Annotated in this window: 17 protein-coding genes; 9 read left to right on the top strand and 8 right to left on the bottom strand. The window is 71.5% G+C overall.

Annotated elements, in window-relative coordinates:
• Positions 1 to 120: 120 nt before the first annotated feature.
• A complete protein-coding gene (locus ACFYT9_RS18245; protein WP_387274687.1) occupies positions 121 to 441 on the top strand; it encodes a plasmid stabilization protein in 321 nt (106 codons plus the stop codon).
• A gap of 148 nt (positions 442 to 589) precedes the next feature.
• On the opposite strand, the gene ACFYT9_RS18250 is transcribed toward ACFYT9_RS18245, so the two are convergent.
• The 6 genes from ACFYT9_RS18250 to ACFYT9_RS18275 form a co-directional block, all read right to left on the bottom strand.
• The gene (locus ACFYT9_RS18250; RefSeq protein ID WP_387274685.1) at positions 590 to 943 is read right to left on the bottom strand and encodes a PRC-barrel domain-containing protein; all 354 of its coding nucleotides are present in this window, start codon (positions 941 to 943) and stop codon (positions 590 to 592) included.
• A 30-nt stretch (positions 944 to 973) separates the two neighbouring features.
• A complete protein-coding gene (locus ACFYT9_RS18255) occupies positions 974 to 1,978 on the bottom strand; it encodes a SigB/SigF/SigG family RNA polymerase sigma factor (protein WP_389164918.1) in 1,005 nt (334 codons plus the stop codon).
• The gene (locus ACFYT9_RS18260; protein ID WP_389164920.1) at positions 1,975 to 2,304 is read right to left on the bottom strand and encodes a hypothetical protein; all 330 of its coding nucleotides are present in this window, start codon (positions 2,302 to 2,304) and stop codon (positions 1,975 to 1,977) included. Before ACFYT9_RS18260 ends, ACFYT9_RS18255 begins: the two co-directional genes overlap by 4 nt.
• Positions 2,301 to 2,588, bottom strand: coding sequence for a hypothetical protein (locus ACFYT9_RS18265; protein WP_376598341.1), 288 nt, complete (start codon positions 2,586 to 2,588; stop codon positions 2,301 to 2,303). The genes ACFYT9_RS18260 and ACFYT9_RS18265 overlap by 4 nt, the downstream gene beginning before the upstream one ends.
• 319 nt (positions 2,589 to 2,907) lie before the next feature.
• Entirely contained in the window at positions 2,908 to 3,171 is a 264-nt protein-coding gene (locus ACFYT9_RS18270) for a hypothetical protein (protein ID WP_389164923.1), read from the bottom strand.
• 206 nt (positions 3,172 to 3,377) lie between these two features.
• The gene (locus ACFYT9_RS18275; protein ID WP_389164925.1) at positions 3,378 to 3,608 is read right to left on the bottom strand and encodes a hypothetical protein; all 231 of its coding nucleotides are present in this window, start codon (positions 3,606 to 3,608) and stop codon (positions 3,378 to 3,380) included.
• Between the two features lie 615 nt (positions 3,609 to 4,223).
• On the opposite strand from ACFYT9_RS18275, the gene ACFYT9_RS18280 reads away from it, so the two are divergent.
• Positions 4,224 to 6,590: a hypothetical protein gene (locus tag ACFYT9_RS18280; protein WP_389164928.1), complete on the top strand. Its 2,367-nt coding sequence runs from the start codon at positions 4,224 to 4,226 to the stop codon at positions 6,588 to 6,590.
• Between the two features lie 240 nt (positions 6,591 to 6,830).
• Here the strand turns inward: ACFYT9_RS18280 and ACFYT9_RS18285 are convergent, their stop codons facing one another.
• The gene (locus ACFYT9_RS18285; RefSeq protein ID WP_389164931.1) at positions 6,831 to 8,006 is read right to left on the bottom strand and encodes an ROK family protein; all 1,176 of its coding nucleotides are present in this window, start codon (positions 8,004 to 8,006) and stop codon (positions 6,831 to 6,833) included.
• Positions 8,007 to 8,207: 201 nt separating this feature from the next.
• Here ACFYT9_RS18285 and ACFYT9_RS18290 point away from each other — a divergent pair, with 201 nt between their 5' ends.
• From ACFYT9_RS18290 to ACFYT9_RS18320, 7 genes are all read left to right on the top strand, one after another.
• Positions 8,208 to 9,563 carry an ABC transporter substrate-binding protein gene (locus tag ACFYT9_RS18290; protein ID WP_389164934.1) on the top strand — a complete coding sequence of 452 codons (1,356 nt, stop codon included), beginning with the start codon at positions 8,208 to 8,210 and terminating at the stop codon, positions 9,561 to 9,563.
• A complete protein-coding gene (locus ACFYT9_RS18295; protein WP_389164937.1) occupies positions 9,560 to 10,537 on the top strand; it encodes a carbohydrate ABC transporter permease in 978 nt (325 codons plus the stop codon). Before ACFYT9_RS18290 ends, ACFYT9_RS18295 begins: the two co-directional genes overlap by 4 nt.
• Entirely contained in the window at positions 10,534 to 11,352 is an 819-nt protein-coding gene (locus ACFYT9_RS18300) for a carbohydrate ABC transporter permease (RefSeq protein WP_389164940.1), read from the top strand. Before ACFYT9_RS18295 ends, ACFYT9_RS18300 begins: the two co-directional genes overlap by 4 nt.
• 94 nt (positions 11,353 to 11,446) lie before the next feature.
• A complete protein-coding gene (locus tag ACFYT9_RS18305; RefSeq protein WP_389164942.1) occupies positions 11,447 to 12,451 on the top strand; it encodes a Gfo/Idh/MocA family protein in 1,005 nt (334 codons plus the stop codon).
• The gene (locus ACFYT9_RS18310; protein ID WP_389164945.1) at positions 12,448 to 13,461 is read left to right on the top strand and encodes a Gfo/Idh/MocA family protein; all 1,014 of its coding nucleotides are present in this window, start codon (positions 12,448 to 12,450) and stop codon (positions 13,459 to 13,461) included. The genes ACFYT9_RS18305 and ACFYT9_RS18310 overlap by 4 nt, the downstream gene beginning before the upstream one ends.
• Positions 13,462 to 13,511: 50 nt before the next feature.
• Positions 13,512 to 14,522 (top strand): ROK family protein, encoded by a 1,011-nt coding sequence (locus tag ACFYT9_RS18315; protein ID WP_389164947.1) that lies wholly within the window; start codon positions 13,512 to 13,514, stop codon positions 14,520 to 14,522.
• 255 nt (positions 14,523 to 14,777) lie between these two features.
• On the top strand, positions 14,778 to 15,773 hold the full coding sequence (locus tag ACFYT9_RS18320) for a LacI family DNA-binding transcriptional regulator (RefSeq protein ID WP_389164950.1): 996 nt from the start codon (positions 14,778 to 14,780) through the stop codon (positions 15,771 to 15,773).
• A gap of 107 nt (positions 15,774 to 15,880) precedes the next feature.
• On the opposite strand, the gene ACFYT9_RS18325 is transcribed toward ACFYT9_RS18320, so the two are convergent.
• Positions 15,881 to 16,417 (bottom strand): ATP-binding protein, encoded by a 537-nt coding sequence (locus ACFYT9_RS18325; protein WP_389164953.1) that lies wholly within the window; start codon positions 16,415 to 16,417, stop codon positions 15,881 to 15,883.
• Positions 16,418 to 16,444 lie beyond the last annotated feature (27 nt).

A 16,444-nucleotide genomic window follows, 5' to 3' on the forward strand; every position in this document is an offset into this window, starting at 1 on the left:
CCCGATGGCGCAGTGCGCATGCCGATGCACGGATGCACCAGCCGAGCGGCGGTGTGGATGCGGGGTACTGCGGGCACACGCACGATGGCCCTACGACACCGTCGACGAAAGGGTTTCGCCATGCCCCGAGGATCCAGCCAGAAGCGCGAACGACAGTACGAGCACATCAAGGAGTCCGGCGAGAAGCGAGGCATGTCCGAGAGCAGGGCGAAGGAGATGGCCTCCCGGACCGTCAACAAGGAACGGGCCCGGTCCGGCGAGACGAAGACCTCCAGCCGCAGCTCGACCCAGGGGAAGTCCGCCTCCCAGCGCGGCGGACAGAAGTCGGGCGGCTCCTCCGAACGCACGAAGGACGAGCTGTACGAGGAAGCGAAGAAGCGCGGCATCGAAGGCCGCTCGACGATGACCAAGCAGCAGCTGAAGAACGCGCTCGGCCACTGACCCACCACGGCACCCACGGCCGGCCTCTCCTGCCCAGCTGGATCGAGCACAGCCGGGCCGGGACGGGAGCACCCACCGCTGCGGCAGCCGCCACTCGTTCCAGGGCTCGGCGGTGAGGGCGCCGCTGCCCCGCACGATCCGCTCGCCGCTACATGTGGGGCTGGCCGTAGTACCGGGCGAACTGCTCCAGGTAGCCGGGCTCGCCGCCGTGCTTGGCCGCGTCGTACTCCGGGGCGTCCTTGATCTGGTCCTTCGTCCGGCTGACGTAGACCTTCTCCTCTGCGGTGTCGATCCGCTCGATCGTCCCGGCGGGCAGCAGTACATGTTTGCCGAAGATCCACACGCCGGTGTCGACGACCAGATAGGAGGCACCGACGTCTTCGGAGTGCTTGTCGATCTTGCCGATGCTGCCGTCGGTGGCCTCCACCTTGTAGCCGACGATGTCGATGCCCTTCTGGTAGCCCGTGTTCGGGCGGTAGACCCAGATGTCGAACTCGCTCACAGCGAACCCTTTCCGTTGGATGGATGATGACTACGGGAGGTCTGCCAGATCGCGGCCCCGTGAAAACTCGGGCACGGTCGCAGCCACTCCACTGCGCGGCGTTCGGCCGTCGACAGGTGTGTCGTCGGGCTCCGGGTCGGTGAGCAGGCCCTCGCGCAGGGTGGTGAGGATGCGGGTGAGGAGGCGGGAGACGTGCATCTGGGAGAGGCCGAGGCGGCGGCCGATCTCTGCCTGGGTGAGCTCCTCCGTGCCGAAGCGGAGGGAGAGGATGGTCCGGTCGCGTTCGTCGAGCTGTTCCAGCAGCGGGCGCAGTGACTGAAGGTCGTCGATCAGCTCGTAGCCGGCCTCCTCGACCGCGGTGTTCCTTCCCTCCGTGCCCTTGGGGGCGCGCTCGTCGTCCTCGGCGCCGTCGGCGGGGGCGTCGAGGGAGTGCGCGGCGTATCCGTTCGCGGCGAGCTGCCCCTCGGCCACGCCGTCCTCGGTGAGGTGCAGGTGCGCGGCCAGCTCGGCTCTGCTGGGCCGGTGCCCGTCGCGCTGCTCCACGGCGTCGGATGCCTTGGCGAGGTCGAGGCGGAGTTCCTGGAGGCGGCGGGGGACGTGGACCGCCCAGCCGGTGTCGCGGAAGTAGCGTTTCATCTCTCCGAGGATCGTCGGCAGGGCGAAGGCGGAGAACTCGATCCCGCGGGAGGGGTCGAAGCGGTCGATCGCCTTGATCAGGCCGATCGTGCCGACCTGGAGGATGTCCTCGGGCTCGTCCCGGCGGCGGTAGCGGCGGGTGGCGAACTTGACCAGGCTGAGGTTCAGCTCGACCAGCGTGTTGCGGACGTACGCGTACTCCGGCGTGCCCTCCTTCAGCTCGTGCAGGCGGTGGAACAGCCCGACCGACAGGGCACGGGCGTCATCGGTGTCCGCGGCGCGGGGGCGGGCCGTTTCCGGCAGGCCGTCCAGCGCCCGCCTGCGGGTGGCGGCGCCCGTGTCGTCGGCCGTCGTGTCCCGCGCGGCGGGGGCCGGGCTCGCAGTAATGGCGCGTGTCATGCCGATCCCCTCCGGTGCGTACGGGCCGACGGCTCCCTACGGCTCACCAGGAGGAGGCCGTTGGCAGGGGTGGTGGTGTGGAGGCCGGCGTCCAGGAAGAGCGCGGCCAGGGCGTGGTCCAGCGCGCTCCGGATCCCGGGGATCGTGGCGCGGGTGCGGACGGCAGGGTCGGAGGCGTGGGCGAGGATCATCGGCCGGATGACCGCGTCCGCGTGCCAGGAGACGAGCACGCCGCCGGGGCGCTCCTGGACGACGAGGCCGCTGCCCGGGCCGAAGCCGCCGTCGGCGAGGACCGTCTCGACCTCGCGGGCCAGCACGCCGGTCATGACGCACCCGCCCTGATACGGGGACGGGCCCGCACGCCGGGCGGCGGGCCGGTGTCGAGGCTGAGGGGGACGGAGAGCGTGTCACACATCTGCCGCAGCCGGGCCAGAACACTGAGCGCGGCGGACGTCGGCGACCCGGGGGTCACCCGCACGCGGACGCGGTCCGGTCGGTGGGCGAGGACGAGGGCTTGCAGGCCGCGGACGGCGGCCGCGCGGTCGGGGACGGCGAGATCAGCCGCGAGGCTCAGCGAGAGGGTGCCGTCCGCGAAGGAGACGGTGGACATGGCGAACCGCTTTCCACCAGCCGAACCGGGCGGACGACACGAAAGGACGTCAAGGACGTTTCGAGTCCTCGGGCCGCGCGAGCCGGTAAGGGCCGGACGTCGGGTACACACAGGGGCGGGCAGGGCCGCCATCGGCGTATCGACGACCTGAGCCAGGGAGAACATTCCCCGGCCGTGCGGCTGGCGGAGATCCAACCCTCCAAGGTGGGATGCGGTACAGACCTGTACGGTCCACCGGCCTTCGGACAGTTCCTACGCTACGCCTCTACCCGCTGATCGGCGCAGCAGTCGCCCACCGACGGTGCCCGCGTGGTCGAGGTCAGCGGCCTGTGACGCGGACCCGCAGCTCGTACCGCGTACCGCGGCTGATCGCCTCTGCCTGTTCGGCCAGATCGGTGCCGGTGAAGCCGAGGAGCGCGTCGTCGGCGGCGCGGCGGAGCAGCGGGACGATCTCGGCGGCGGCCCGGCCGCGGTGGGTGGCGGCGATGTCGGCGAAGGCCCGTTGGTAGGTGTCGACGGCGGGGCGGGCGCTGTCGTCGAGGAGGCGGTGGACGTCGGTGGAGGGGATGGAGATGGTGCCCATGGCGGTCTCCCGCGCGGTTCGCGGCCCGGCTGGTCCGGGCCCTCGATTCGACGGTAGGGCGCGGGTCTGACACCGCCTTTCCCGTGCTGCGCACTGGCCAGGCCCGTCAGCTTTCTTCGATGCCGGTGGCAGGCGCCCTCACCGGGGACAGCACGTTCACGCCAGGGAGCGGAGGGGCCTGGTGGGTGTCGCGGACCTGAGGCGGGTCAGGTGAGGCTGTCGATGCGGGCGGCGAGGTCGGGGTGGATGGCTGCCAGGTGGGAGCGGGTGGCGGTCAGGGGGGTGATGAGGTCAGCGGGGTCGTCGTGAGCGAGGGCCGCCTGGAGCTCGCCGAGGGAGCCGCGGGCCGCGGAGGCAGGCGGTGAGGGCGGTGATCTTTCCGGGGAGGCAGCGCAGGTCGGCGGCGTTGGCGTGGGTCTGGGCCGCGGAGTGCTCACGCCCCATCAGGGCGTACTGCCGAGGTCGACGAGGGAGAGGTATCAATCCCGGAGCCGCCGCGTTGTCCTGAGCGGCGTCGCGCGGACACCCGGCCTGAGCCCCCGATCGTCCCGGTGGCGCGCGTGCATCCCGCCTCCCGGGCCGAGGACCTCGGCGGTGCTGTACCCGAGCAGCCGTTCGGCCTCCGCCGACCAGCCGATGACCGAGGTGTCCGTGTCGAGCAGCGCGGCGGCCTTCGGTATCAGGGCGAACGGCGGCGACGTGCGGGTTCTGGGCGACCGGGATATTTCGCCTCCCTCCGGACCGCTTCACGATTGTCCGGCTGTCCCGGACTCGCTGTCGCCGCTCGACCACGGCGCGCACAGTCGCGGGGCGCCGTGAGGGACGGGTTCCTGTACCCAAGTAATCGTGACCCGCATTGTTCCGGGACGCCTCGGCGCCGACGGTGGGGGCGAGCGAGCTCTCCATCGAGCCTAAAGTAGCCCCTACTTGCAATGTGGAGCTGAAAGTTTGCAGCTTTATCATGCATCTCTTGTTGTAGAACTATTGAAAGTCCGTAAACCCTGCTGTTAGCGTCCGGCCACCGCACCAAACGGATTCGGACAGGAGTCCTCATGCACCCCCCTCGCGCTCTGCGTCTCACCCTCCTCACCTCCCTCGCCGTCCTCGCTCCCCTGGTCCCCTTCGTGTCTCTGGGGGAGGAGGCGGTGGCGGCCCCTTCCGGAGCGATCGCCGTGGTCAATCCCGGGTTCGAGCAGGGCACCACCGGCTGGACGTTCACTTCGGGCGCGGGCGTGGCCACAAACGCGCCGCGCAGCGGCTCCAAGCTGGCGTATCTCGACGAGGGCGCCACGAAGAAGGTCAGTCAGACGATCACGGCCACCGCCGACGGTGTGGTCGACCTGTCGGCCTGGGTGACGACCGGGGGCGCCGGCGGCAAGTTCGTGGCCCGGGTCAACGGCTCGGTCGTGGGTTCCGCCACTCTGGCCGGCCGTTCCGCCTACACCCGCTACACGATCCCCCGGGTGGTGGTGAAGAGCGGTGACACGCTGGAGATCGCCGTCGAGGGCGGCTCCGGTGCGAGCTACATCAACGTCGACGACATCGAGGCGACCGCCTCCCTCGTCCCGGCGGTGGAGATCGCCAACCCCGGCTTCGAGCAGGGCGCCACCGCGTGGACCTTCACCTCCGGCACCGGCATCGCCACCAACCTTCCCCACGGTGGCACGAAGCTCGCCTACCTCGACCAGACCTCGGCGAAGAAGGTCACCCAGACCATCACCGCCACCGGCAACGGCATGTTCGACTTCTCGACCTGGGCCGCCACGGGCGGCACCGGCGGCAAGTTCCTCGTGCGGGTCAACGGCTCCACCGCGGGCTCCGTGGACCTGCCCAGCCGCGCCACCTACTCACGCCACACCGTCAGCCGCGTGTCGGTGAAGAGCGGCGACAAGGTGGAGGTCGGTTTCGAAGGCGGCTCCAGCTGGATCAACGTCGACGACCTCTCGGTCTCCCCGTCGGCCCCCGTGGACCCCATCGTCACATCCTCCGACCCGAAGATCGTCGCGATGTTCGACTGGGCCAAGCGCAAGGCCAACAGCTTCGTCCAGCTGCCCGGCGCGATCGGACCGATCAACGTCGACGAGGGCCACCTGGCCGGAACCGGCACGGCCCCGTACGCTCCCTCGTACTGGGCGGGCTACGCCAACCGATCGGGCTACTACACCCGAGACCTGGCGCACCAGGTCGGTGGAGCCTCGGTGCTCGGCCTGAACGCCGAGAACAAGGCGATGCTGCGCACGCACGCGGCTTCCGCCACGGCGCAGCACAAGTACTACCCGGTGTGGGCCTTCAACTTCGACAACCAGAACTACCTCGCCACCGACTACCGCGATCCGAACTTCTTCGTCCGCGAGGTGCCGGCGGCCTTCGAAGTGGTGGAGAAGGCGAATTCCGCGTACCGATGGAGCGGGGACAGCGCCTACATCAACGATCCCGTGCTCTGGGACTACTACAAGCACGCCACCAAGGAGTTCATCGAGCTCCACGACAGTGCCAAGCCGAACGGCGTCGCCGAGGGTAAGGGCACCCACATCTTCGACGGCGCCGCGAGCTACAAGGAGGACGGCGACCTCCATGTGATCGAGGCCGGCGACGGCGTCGCCGCCCAGTACCAGGCCTTCCGCGCGATGTCCGCGCTCGCCGCCAGCAAGGGCGACACCGCCCTGTCGAACACGTACAAGCAGAAGGCCGACGACCTCCAGAAGTACTTCAACGACACCTGGGCGGGCAGCGGCAACGGCGCCGCGATGATCCGTGCCTACACCAAGGAGGGCGCACCGGTCACCGGGTGGGGCAAGGAGATGAGCTGGATCATGCTCCAGAAGCAGATCACCGCGCCCGGCGCCCGCTCCGAGGCCTACCTGGACTACGTCGCCACGGAGGCCGAGGGCAGCGGCAGGTCGCGCAACATCGAGGCGTACACCTACCTGCCCGACGTCTTCTTCACGTACGACCGCAACGACACGGCGTGGAAGTGGATGAACTACGTCTACGACCAGCGCAACGTCCAGCACGTCATGTCCAAGCAGGGCCCGAACGGCGACTACCCCGAGGTCTCGTTCACGCTCGTCAGCCAGACGGTCGAGGGCCTGATGGGCGTCCAGCCCGACGCGCCCGCCAAGTCCCTGAGCACGCTGTCCCGTCTGCCTTCGGGCATGGGGTGGCTCCAGGTCAAGGACGTCAAGGTCGGCGGGAACACCTTCACCGTCCGCCACGACGGGGCCACCTCGTCGAAGCTCACCAACACCGCGGGTTCCGACTCCTACAACTGGGAGGCCCGTTTCGCCGGCAACCGCTCCACGATCAAGGTGGACGGTGTGGCGCAGACGGTGAAGACGAAGGTCGTCAACGGCAAGACGTACACCTACGCGAACGTCACGGTCGCCCCCGGGCAGACGGCCACCGTCACCGTCTCCTGAAACGGCCGCCCGCCCGGGGGGGGGACCCCCCCCCCCGGGGGGGCCCCCCCCCCCGGGCCCCCCCCGGGGGCCCCCCCCCCCCGCCCCGCCCCCCCCGCGCGCCCCCCCCCCCCCGCGGCCCCGCCGCCCGCCCCCCCCCCCCCCCGCGCGGGGGGGGGGGCCCCCCCCCCCCGCCCGGGCGCCCCCCCCCCCCCGGGGGGCGGGGCGGGGGCCCCCCCCCCCCCCCCGCGGCACCGGCGTCTAGACCGCGCCCGCGCGGGGCGACGGCGCGGGAACGCTTCCCGCGCCGGCCGCGCCCGCCGCGTCGGGAACGGCGTCGAGCGCGCCGGGGAATTCGAAGAGATCGCGGTCGCACCGGTCGAGCGCCACGCGCAGGGCCCCCATGGCGACCGCTTCCGAACCCAGTTGGGAGACACGCACATGCGGAGGATCGATGCACAGTCCCTCCAGGTGTCGTCGCAGCGGCTCGGTCAGCGTCTCGCCGGCCAGGGAGAGGCCGCCGCCGACGACGACGAGGTCGGGGTTGACGGTCAGCACCATGGCCGCCGTGCCCAGGGCGTACGTGCGGGCGAACCGGTCGACCCGCCCGAGGGCGTCGGTGTCGCCGTTCGCCGCGTCCGTGAACACCTGGGCGATGTCGGAGCCGCTGCCCAGGGCGTCCCGGTCGGTGCCGTCCCAGCCCAGCACGGGCAGGCCCGCGATCTCGCCCGCCGCACCCGCACGGCCCCGGCGCAGGCGCCCGTCGAGCATCAGCGCGGCACCCGTGCGGTGGCCGATGAGCAGATGGACGAAGTCACCGGTGTCCTGAGCGGCGCCGAGCCAGTGCTCGGCGACCGCGGCGAGGTTGGCGTCGTTGTCGGCGACGGCGGGGCAGCCGAACCACGCGCCGGCCTCGGCCGAGAGATCGAGTCCGTTCCACTCGGGCAGCAGATCACAGTGCCGCACCCGCCCCTGGGCGTCGACGATGCCGGGGACGCCCAGACAGAGCGCCCGGACCCGGGCGTCGGGGTGGTCCGAGACGAACGCGGCGGCCGCCCGGCGGATGCCCTCCAGCCGGTCCTCGCCCGGGACCGCGGGAACCTGACGGCTGCCGACCGAGCGCCCGTCGAGGTCGGCGAGGACCAGCAGGGTCGACGTGCCGCCGACGTCCACGCCCAGGACGTGTCCGGCCTCGGCGCGGAAGCGGTAGCGCCGGGCGGGACGACCCATGCCGCGCTCGGGGGCCAGCTCCTCGACCCAGCCCTGCTGCTGGAGCTCCTCCAGGACGAGGTCGACGGTCTGCCGGGAGAGGGAGGCGGCCTTCGCGATGCCGGAGAGGGTCATCGCCTCGCGCCCCCGGATGGCCCGCAGGACGGCGTCGCTGTTGAGCCGGCGCAGCAGGGCGGGGTCGCCTCCGTTCAAGGCCGACCGCTTCACGGTGGTTCTCCTTCCCGCGGGAGCCCGATGGCGCCCCGCAACAGCCATGCTAGCTGCCGGAACAGAGAAATGCCGAGCTGTTACGTAACTACTCGACGAAACCCATTGACCGGCTGCTCGCCCGCTCTTTACGATCCATTCAACCCCCTTATGGAGGAACCCTCCATAAGTCGTTCAGCACCGCACCACTGGAGTCGGCCCATGCCTTCCTCGCCCGCCGCCACCCCCCGCCGGGGAGTCCTCAACCGGTCCCTGGCCGCCGCCTGTACGACGGCGGTGGCCGTCGGCGCCCTCGGAGCCTGTGGCACTCCCGGCACCGCCCCCGCCTCGAAGCCGACCGACGGCGCGGTCTCGACCGCCATCCCGACCGACAAGGTCACGCTCAGCATCCTCACCTCGGACGAGTCGCCGACCACCAAGGCGCTCACCGACGCGTTCGTGAAGAAGCACCCGAACGTCACCATCGACTACCGCTTCACCGCGTACGACAGCTACAACACCAGCCTCGCCCTGGCCCTCAACTCCGACAACGCCCCCGACCTCGCCCTGCTGAACCTGCTCGGCAACACCGCCAAGGCCGGCCAGATCCGCGCCCTGGACCCCTACGTCAAGGCGTACGGCTGGGACAAGACCGTCTCCGCCAGCCAGCTCGACCAGTGGCGCAGCAACGGCAAGGGCAACCAGCTCGGCACCGGGAAGCTCTGGGCCGCTCCCGCGGGCTTCTCCCTGGTCGGCGTCTACTACAACAAGCAGATCGCGACCAAGCTCGGCATCGACGGACCGCCGAAGACGCTCGCCGACTTCGAGCAGCAGCTTGCCAAGGCCAAGGCCGCCGGCGAACTCCCCGTCCAGGTCTCGAACCTCGACGGCCACTCCTCCTTCATCTTCCAGGCGCTGGTCAACCAGTTCCAGACGCCCGCCGACAGCACCGCCTGGGCCTTCGGCAAGCCCGGATCGACCGTCGAGAACGAGGCCGGCACCAAGGCCGCGGAGAAGCTCGCCGACTGGACCGCGAAGGGCTACCTCCCCGAGGGCGCGAACGGCGTCGACAACGCCGGAGCCACCGCCGCGTACACCAAGGGCAAGGGCCTGTTCCTCTTCACCGGCAACTGGGACGCCGGCGTCGTGGACAAGGCGATGCCCAAGGGCAGCGGCTTCTTCACCCTGCCGGGTCTCACCCCCGAGTCCCCGGCGGCCGGCGTCGGCACCTCGCTGGCCTACGCGATCTCCACCAAGGCGAAGAACCCGGACCTGGCCGCCGCGTTCCTCGACTTCCTGACCAGCCCCGAGGCCGGCCAGATCCAGCTCGACAACGGCTTCATGCCGGTCTCGCAGGACGCCTCGATCAAGGCGGCCGAGGGCAGCGTCCGCGCCGAGTTCGTCGAGGCGTGGGGGAAGGTCGGCAAGAGCAACGGCCTCACCCCGTACTTCAACAACGCCACCGCGACGATGAACGACGTCCTCACCTCGCAGGGACAGCAGCTCATCGCCGACAAGGTCAAGCCCGCCGACTACCTCAAGGCCGTCCAGGCCGAGTGGGCCAAGGGGCAGAAGTGACAGTCGTCCACAAGACGGCGCGGGACTCCGCTCCCGGCACCTCCGCCTCCCGGGGCGGACGGGCCGGGGCGGGCCCCCGCTCCCTCGGCCGGCGCGTCCCCGCCGGCCGGGGGAAGCGGCGGGCAAGCGCCTACCTCTTCCTCGCACCGGCGTTCGTGATGTACGCGGCCTTCGTCATCGTCCCCTGGGGACAGGCCGTGGAGCTGTCGTTCTACCACTGGGACGGCATCAGCCCCGGCATCTGGGCCGGCCTGGAGAACTACCGGACGGTGCTCACCGATCCGCAGCTCCTCGGATCGCTGCTGCACGCCACCGGCTACATCGGCTTCTACTCCGTCCTGCCGATCTGCGCCGGCCTGGTGCTGGCCGCCGTGATCGGCCGAGGGCGCCGCGGAGGCAACTTCGCCCTGGCCCGTACCGTCCTCTTCCTGCCGCAGATCATCCCGCTGGTCGCCGTCGGCGTGATCTGGCGCGCCCTGTACGCACCGGACGGCCTCGTGAACGAGACGCTGAGTGCCATCGGGCTCGGCTCCTGGACCCGCGCCTGGCTCGGCGACTTCACCTGGGCCTACTTCGCCGTCGGCCTGGTCGGCAGCTGGGTGATGCTGGGCCTGTGCCTGGTGCTGTTCCAGTCCGGCATCCAGAAGATCGACCCCAGCCTGTACGAGGCGGCACGCCTCGACGGCGCCGGACCGGTCCGCGAGTTCTTCGCGGTCACCCTGCCCGGACTGCGGGCCGAGATCGGCGTCGCGGTCACCGTGACCGTCATCGCCGCCCTCGCCAGCTTCGACATCGTGTTCGTCACGACGGGCGGCGGCCCCGGCGACAGCACCACCGTGCCAGGCGTCCTCATCTACCGGCTCGCCTTCACCAGCGGCCAGGTGGGCACCGCCTGCGCGCTCGCCGTCGTCCTCAGCCTGCTCATCTCGCTGGTGGTCCTCGCCATCGGCCGCCTGACCCGGGAGCGCGCATGAGCCGCACCGACAGACTGACCGGACGGGCCCTGATCGCCCTCTTCTGCGCCGGCGTCCTCATCCCGTTCGCGGCGCTCGTGCTGACCGCCCTCAACCCGCCGGGCACCGCGGTGAGCGGACTGGCCCTGCCGAAGGACCCGACGTTCGCGGCCTTCGGCGCAGCCTGGTCCGCGGCCGGATTCGGCGCCCTGCTGACCAACAGCGTGTTCATCGTCGTGGGCGTCGTCCCGCTGGCCCTCGTGTGCGCCACCCTGGCCGGCTACGCCTTCGCCACGATGGACTTCAAGGGAAAGGGCCCGCTGTTCGCCCTCCTCCTCGTCGGCCTCACCCTGCCCTACGAGGCGGCCGTCGTCCCGCTGTACTACAACATGCAGTCCCTCGGCCTCACGGACACCCCCTACGCGCTGATCTTCGCGCTGGTCGGCCTCTACATGCCCTTCGGCGCCTTCTGGATGCGCCAGCAGTTCGCCGCCCTGCCCACGGAACTCCGCGAAGCGGCCGCCCTGGACGGGGCGGGCAACTGGACCATGCTGTGGCGCGTCCTCGTGCCCTGCATCAGGCCCGGCCTCACCACCCTCGGTCTCCTCTACTTCCTGTGGGCGTGGAACCAGTTCCTCCTCACGCTCATCCTGATCCAGACGCCCGGGGAGCGCACCGCCCCCGCCGGCCTGGCCTTCTTCGTCGGAGCCCACTCCACCGACGTACCCATGCTGGCCGCCGCCACCCTGATCGTGATCGGGCCCGTCGTGCTGGTCTACCTCTTCTTCCAGCGCAACTTCATCGCCGGCATGGTCTCGGGCGCGGTCAAGGGCTGACCCCTCCGCACCCCCGCACCACCCCACACACCACCGCCCGAGCCGCGTACACGGCGCCGGGCGCACCACCCCGCCACACGGAGGACAGGGAATCATGCTGGATCTTCATGTGGGCCTCCTCGGCGCCGGCGTCATGGCGCAGACGCACCTCGAAGCGTGGCTCACGCTGGGAGCCCGCGTCAGCGTCCACTCCGACGACGGCCGCCACACCCACCTCGCCGCCGCCCACGCCGGCCAGGGGGTCGAGGCCTCACCCTCCCTCGCGCACCTGCTCGACCACTGCGCACTGATCGACATCTGCACGCCCACCGCCAGCCACAAGGAGATCATCCTCGCCGCCGTCGCGGCCGGCCGGCACGTGGTGTGCGAGAAGCCCCTCACCATGAGCCCCGAAGACGCCCAGGAGGCCGCCGACGCCGCCGCCCGCGCCGGGGTCCACCTCTTCCCCGCGCACGTCGTCCGCTACTTCCCCGAGTACGAGGCGCTGCACCGCGCCGTCACGGACGGCGCCGTGGGCCGACCCGCCATCCTGCACTTCACCCGGATGACCGCCTATCCCGACTGGTCGCCCTGGTTCAGCGACCAGACCCAGTCCGGCGGCATCCTCACCGACCAGATGATCCACGACTTCGACTACGCCCGGTCCCTCGTCGGCGACCCCGTACGCGTCTACGCCCAGGTCCGCGAGAGCGAGAGCGACGGCGCCCGGATCGCGACCGGCACCGCCGTCCTCACCCACGCCTCCGGTGCCATCAGCTACTTCCACGGCACGTGGGGGCAGCCCGGCACGGCCTTCCGCACCACCTTCCGCGTGGCCGGATCCGACGGCGTCCTGCACCACGACTCGCACGAGACGACCGCCTTCCGCGTGCTCGCCCACCAGCGGGGACCCGAAGACGAGCGCATCCCGCAGGTGGCGCTCTTCGAGAACCCCTACGCCGCGGAGCTGCGCGACTTCGCCACCACCGTCACCACGGGCCGGCCGCCCCGCGTCGACGCCCACGACGGAGTCATGGCCGTACGCATCGCCGCCGCCGCCCGGGAATCCGCGCGGACCGGCCGCGCCGTCGAACTCACCGCCCAGGAGGCCACCCGATGAAGGTCGGACTGCTGTCGTTCGCCCACACCCACGCCCTCTCCTACGCGGCTCTCCTGCGCGACATGGAGGACGTCGAGCTCCTGACCTCCGATCCCGACGCGCCCGAGGCCACTTCGTCGGCGTGGCCGCGAGGCCGTGACCTCGCCCGCGAGCTCGGCGTCGACTACGCCGACACCTACGAGGAGGTCTTCGCCTGGGGGCCCGACGCCGTCATCGTCGCCGCCGAGAACGCGCGCCACCGCCACCTCGTCGAACTCGCCGCACAGCACGGTGTGGACGTGCTCTGCGAGAAGCCCCTCGCCACCACGCTGGAGGACGCCGAGGCGATGATCAAGGCGTGCCAGAGCGCCGGCACGCGCCTGGCCGTCGCCCATCCCGTACGGTTCAGCCCCGCGTACGCCGCGGCCCGTGCCACCGTCCGCGCCGGCCACCTGGGCAGGATCCTCTCGGTGCGCGGCGCCAACTACGGCCGCCTGGAGGACGCCGCCCGCACCTGGTTCGCCGACCCGGCCCTCGCGGGCGGCGGCGCGCTCATGGACCACACCGTGCACATCGCCGACCTCCTCGACGACCTCCTCGGCGGCGCCCGCGCCACCGAGGTCTACGCCCAGTCCAACACCCTGCTCCGCCCCGACCACGCCGCGGAGACCGCCGGGCTGGTGACGATCGCCTACGACAGCGACACCCACGTCACCATCGACTGCAGCTGGAGCCAGCCCGCGCACCACCCCCAGTGGGGCAACGTCGAGGTCCAGATCGTCGGCGAGAAGGCCACCGTCGAGTTCGCCGCCTTCTCCCAGAACGTCAGCGGCTACGACGAGCGCAACCGCAGGGCGACGGTCCACCCGTGGGGAACCGACCTCGACGAGCGGCTGCTCACCGCCTTCCTCCACGGCGTCGACGACGAGGGCATCGACCTGGCCGACGGCGAGTCCGGTCTGCGCACCCTGCGCATCGTCCTGGCCGGCTACGCCTCCGCGGACTCGGGACAGCCCGCACCCGTGGCCTGAGCCGCACCCCCGCCCTCCCCGACCGCCGAGCGCCGACAGGAACGACGTACGTGAGCCCCAACCCCCGCCCCGTGCCCGACGAGACGGAGACACGGCAGGACTGCGTCCTCGCCCTCGACGTCGGCGGAACCGGAATGAAGGGCGCGGTCGTCGACCGGACCCTGACGCCGGTCGCGTCGCTGAGGGTCCCCACTCCCCGCGCGCAGGGACCGGACGCCGTCGTCGACACCATCGCCGACGTGCTGCGCACTCTGCGGGACGGGGCCCAGGACCAGGGCCTGCGCGTCCGCCACGCGGGCGTGGTCGTGCCGGGCATCGTCGACGACGCCCGGGGCAGGGTCCTTCGGGCGGCGAACCTCGGCTGGCGGGACCTCGCCCTCGCCGACGTCCTCGCCCGGCGTACGGGACTGGCCGTCGCCCTCGGACACGACGTCAGGGCGGGCGGAGCGGCCGAGTCGGCCCTCGGCGCGGCACGCGGCACGCGCAACTCCCTGTTCGTGGCCATCGGGACCGGCGTGGCCGCCGCACTGGTCTGCGACGGCGTCGCCGTCACGAGCGGGGGATACGCGGGCGAACTCGGCCATCTGGTCGTCGACCCCCAGGGCGCGGACTGCGCGTGCGGAGGCAGGGGCTGTCTGGAGACGGTCGCCTCCGCGAGCGCCGTCGTCGCCGGTTACAACGCCCTCGCGCCGAGGCCCGTGACCGGGGCCGTCGAGGTCGCGGACCGGGCCCGCGACGGTGATCCCGTGGCGGAGGAGGTCTGGGACAGGGCGGTCGGGGCACTCGCTCAGGGCCTCGCCTCCGCCGCGACCCTGCTCGCCCCAGAGAAGGTCGTCCTCGGAGGCGGCCTGGCGGAGGCCGGACCGCTCCTCCTGGACCGGGTCCGCGTCGCGCTGGCGGAACGGCTCACCTTTCAGCGCGGTCCGGACCTGCTCCGGGCCGCGCTCGGCGACCGTGCCGGCGCCATCGGCGCCGCGATCGCCGCCTGGCGGGCGGCCGGCGTCGACGCCGTGGGCGCAGCACGTTCCGGTGGCTCACCCGGACGTGTCCGTCAGCGGTGAGCGTGTCCTCCCTCGGCCGAACCGGCAACCGCCGCACCCCACCGCGCCTCGGCCGGTCACCGCACGCCCGCGGAGACCGGCCGAGGCGCGTCCGGTCACCCCGGGGCAGGCCCTTGCGACGGGTGGGGGTGCGTGACCAGGACAGCCGTATGATCGACCGATTCCGCCCGAGGCTCAGGCGGTGGCCCGAGTGACGCCGTGGAGCCGGCGGGCATCTGGAGAACATGGTGTGAAGTACGGGGCGAGAGGGAGCGAATGAAGGTCGGCATCGTCGAGATCGCGGAGCGCGCGGGTGTGAGCGAGGCGACGGTCAGCCGGGTGATCAACCGGCGGCCGGGTGTGGCCAAGAAGACCCGGGACGCGGTCGAGCAGGCCATGAACGAGCTCGGATACGAGCGGAGCGTTCAGGGGCAGCTGGTCGCGGTGGTGACCGAGCACGTGTCGAACCCCTTCTTCGCCGACGTCGCCGAGCGGATCGAGTCCGCACTCGCTCCCCACGGGCTCAAGACGATTCTGTGCCCGGCCTTCCCCGGCGGCGTCCAGGAGCCCGAGTACATCAGCGCGATCGTGGACAAGGGCATCGCCGCCGTCGTCTTCCTCTCCTCGTCCAACACGGTCGAGGGCGCGGACGTGGAGACCTACGAACTGCTGCGGGCTCGCCGTATCCCGTACATCGGGGTGAACGGCGTCTTCGCCGACGGGGTGGAGGTGCCCGTCTACTCGACCGACGACCTGCTGGCGGCCGAGCTGGCGGTCGAGCATCTGTACCACCTGGGGCATCGCGCGATCGGCATGGCGTCGGGGCCGGTCGGCAACCACCCCGCCGACCGGCGTGTCCGGGGATTCCTCGACGCCATGGGCAAGAAGGGCGTCGCCGACGCCGACCGTATGGTGGTCCGCCAGTCCTTCAGCGTCGAAGGGGGGCAGGCCGCCGCGCGGACGCTGCTGGATCGGGGAGCGACCGCCATCGTCGCGGCGAGCGATTTCATGGCCCTCGGCGCGATTCGAGGACTCCGCCGCCAGGGGCGCTCCGTACCGGAGGACGTCTCCGTCGTCGGGTACGACGGTTCGATGATCACCGAGTTCGTCGATCCTCCGCTGACCACGGTCCGGCAGCCGGCGGATCGGCTCGCCCTGGAGGTCGGCCGCAGCGTGCTGGCGCTCGTCGGGAACCGGAGTGTGCCGGTGGGCGAACTGCTTTTCGCCCCCGAGCTGATCATCCGCGCCTCCACGGGGCCCGCGCCGCGGTAGTGCGCCCCGCCGGCGGCGGCAGTCACGGGGAGGGGATCAGGGCCGTGCTCCTGGGATCCCTGGAGCACGGCCCTGACCGGCCGGCAAGCGGTCCGTGAGCCTGACCTTCACGAGGCCCGCGCTGTGCACAAGCCCTCGACCTCGTCACCGGCCCTTGCGCCGACGGCCCCGGAGACGTCCGCGCGGACGACGTTGGCTCGCAGTTTCACGATCACCCGGGTTCCGTTCAGGCCCGGCTGCACCACGACGAGCGTGGCGCTCGCCTCCACCAGCTGGAGCCCCCTGCCGCCACAGGCGGGCCCGCCCGTCTCCTCCGGGTGGACCCGGTCCCGCCACCGGCCGTTGTCACGGACCTCCACCGTCAGTGTCGAACAGGTGGCGGAGAGCAGCAGGTGGACCGCGGAGCCGTTGCTGTGGCGGACGGCGTTGGTGACCAGTTCCGTCACCACGAGGGCGAGGTCACCGTCGTCCTGGAGCACACCCCACCGAGCCACTGTCGTGCGGGCGAAGCGCCGGAGTTCCGGAACGGAGACGTCCGCCGCCTCCATCACGCAGCTGACGGCCTTCCACGTGGGTACGGGAGCGGACCGGTAGGACGTCCGAGCGTCGACCTTGGCCGCTTCGAGTAGGCCGATGGTGCACATTCTGTCTCCAGAGCCGAACGGTCATCC

Origin of the sequence: Streptomyces sp. NPDC004435, from assembly GCF_042873895.1 — a bacterium.
GTDB lineage: Bacteria > Actinomycetota > Actinomycetes > Streptomycetales > Streptomycetaceae > Streptomyces.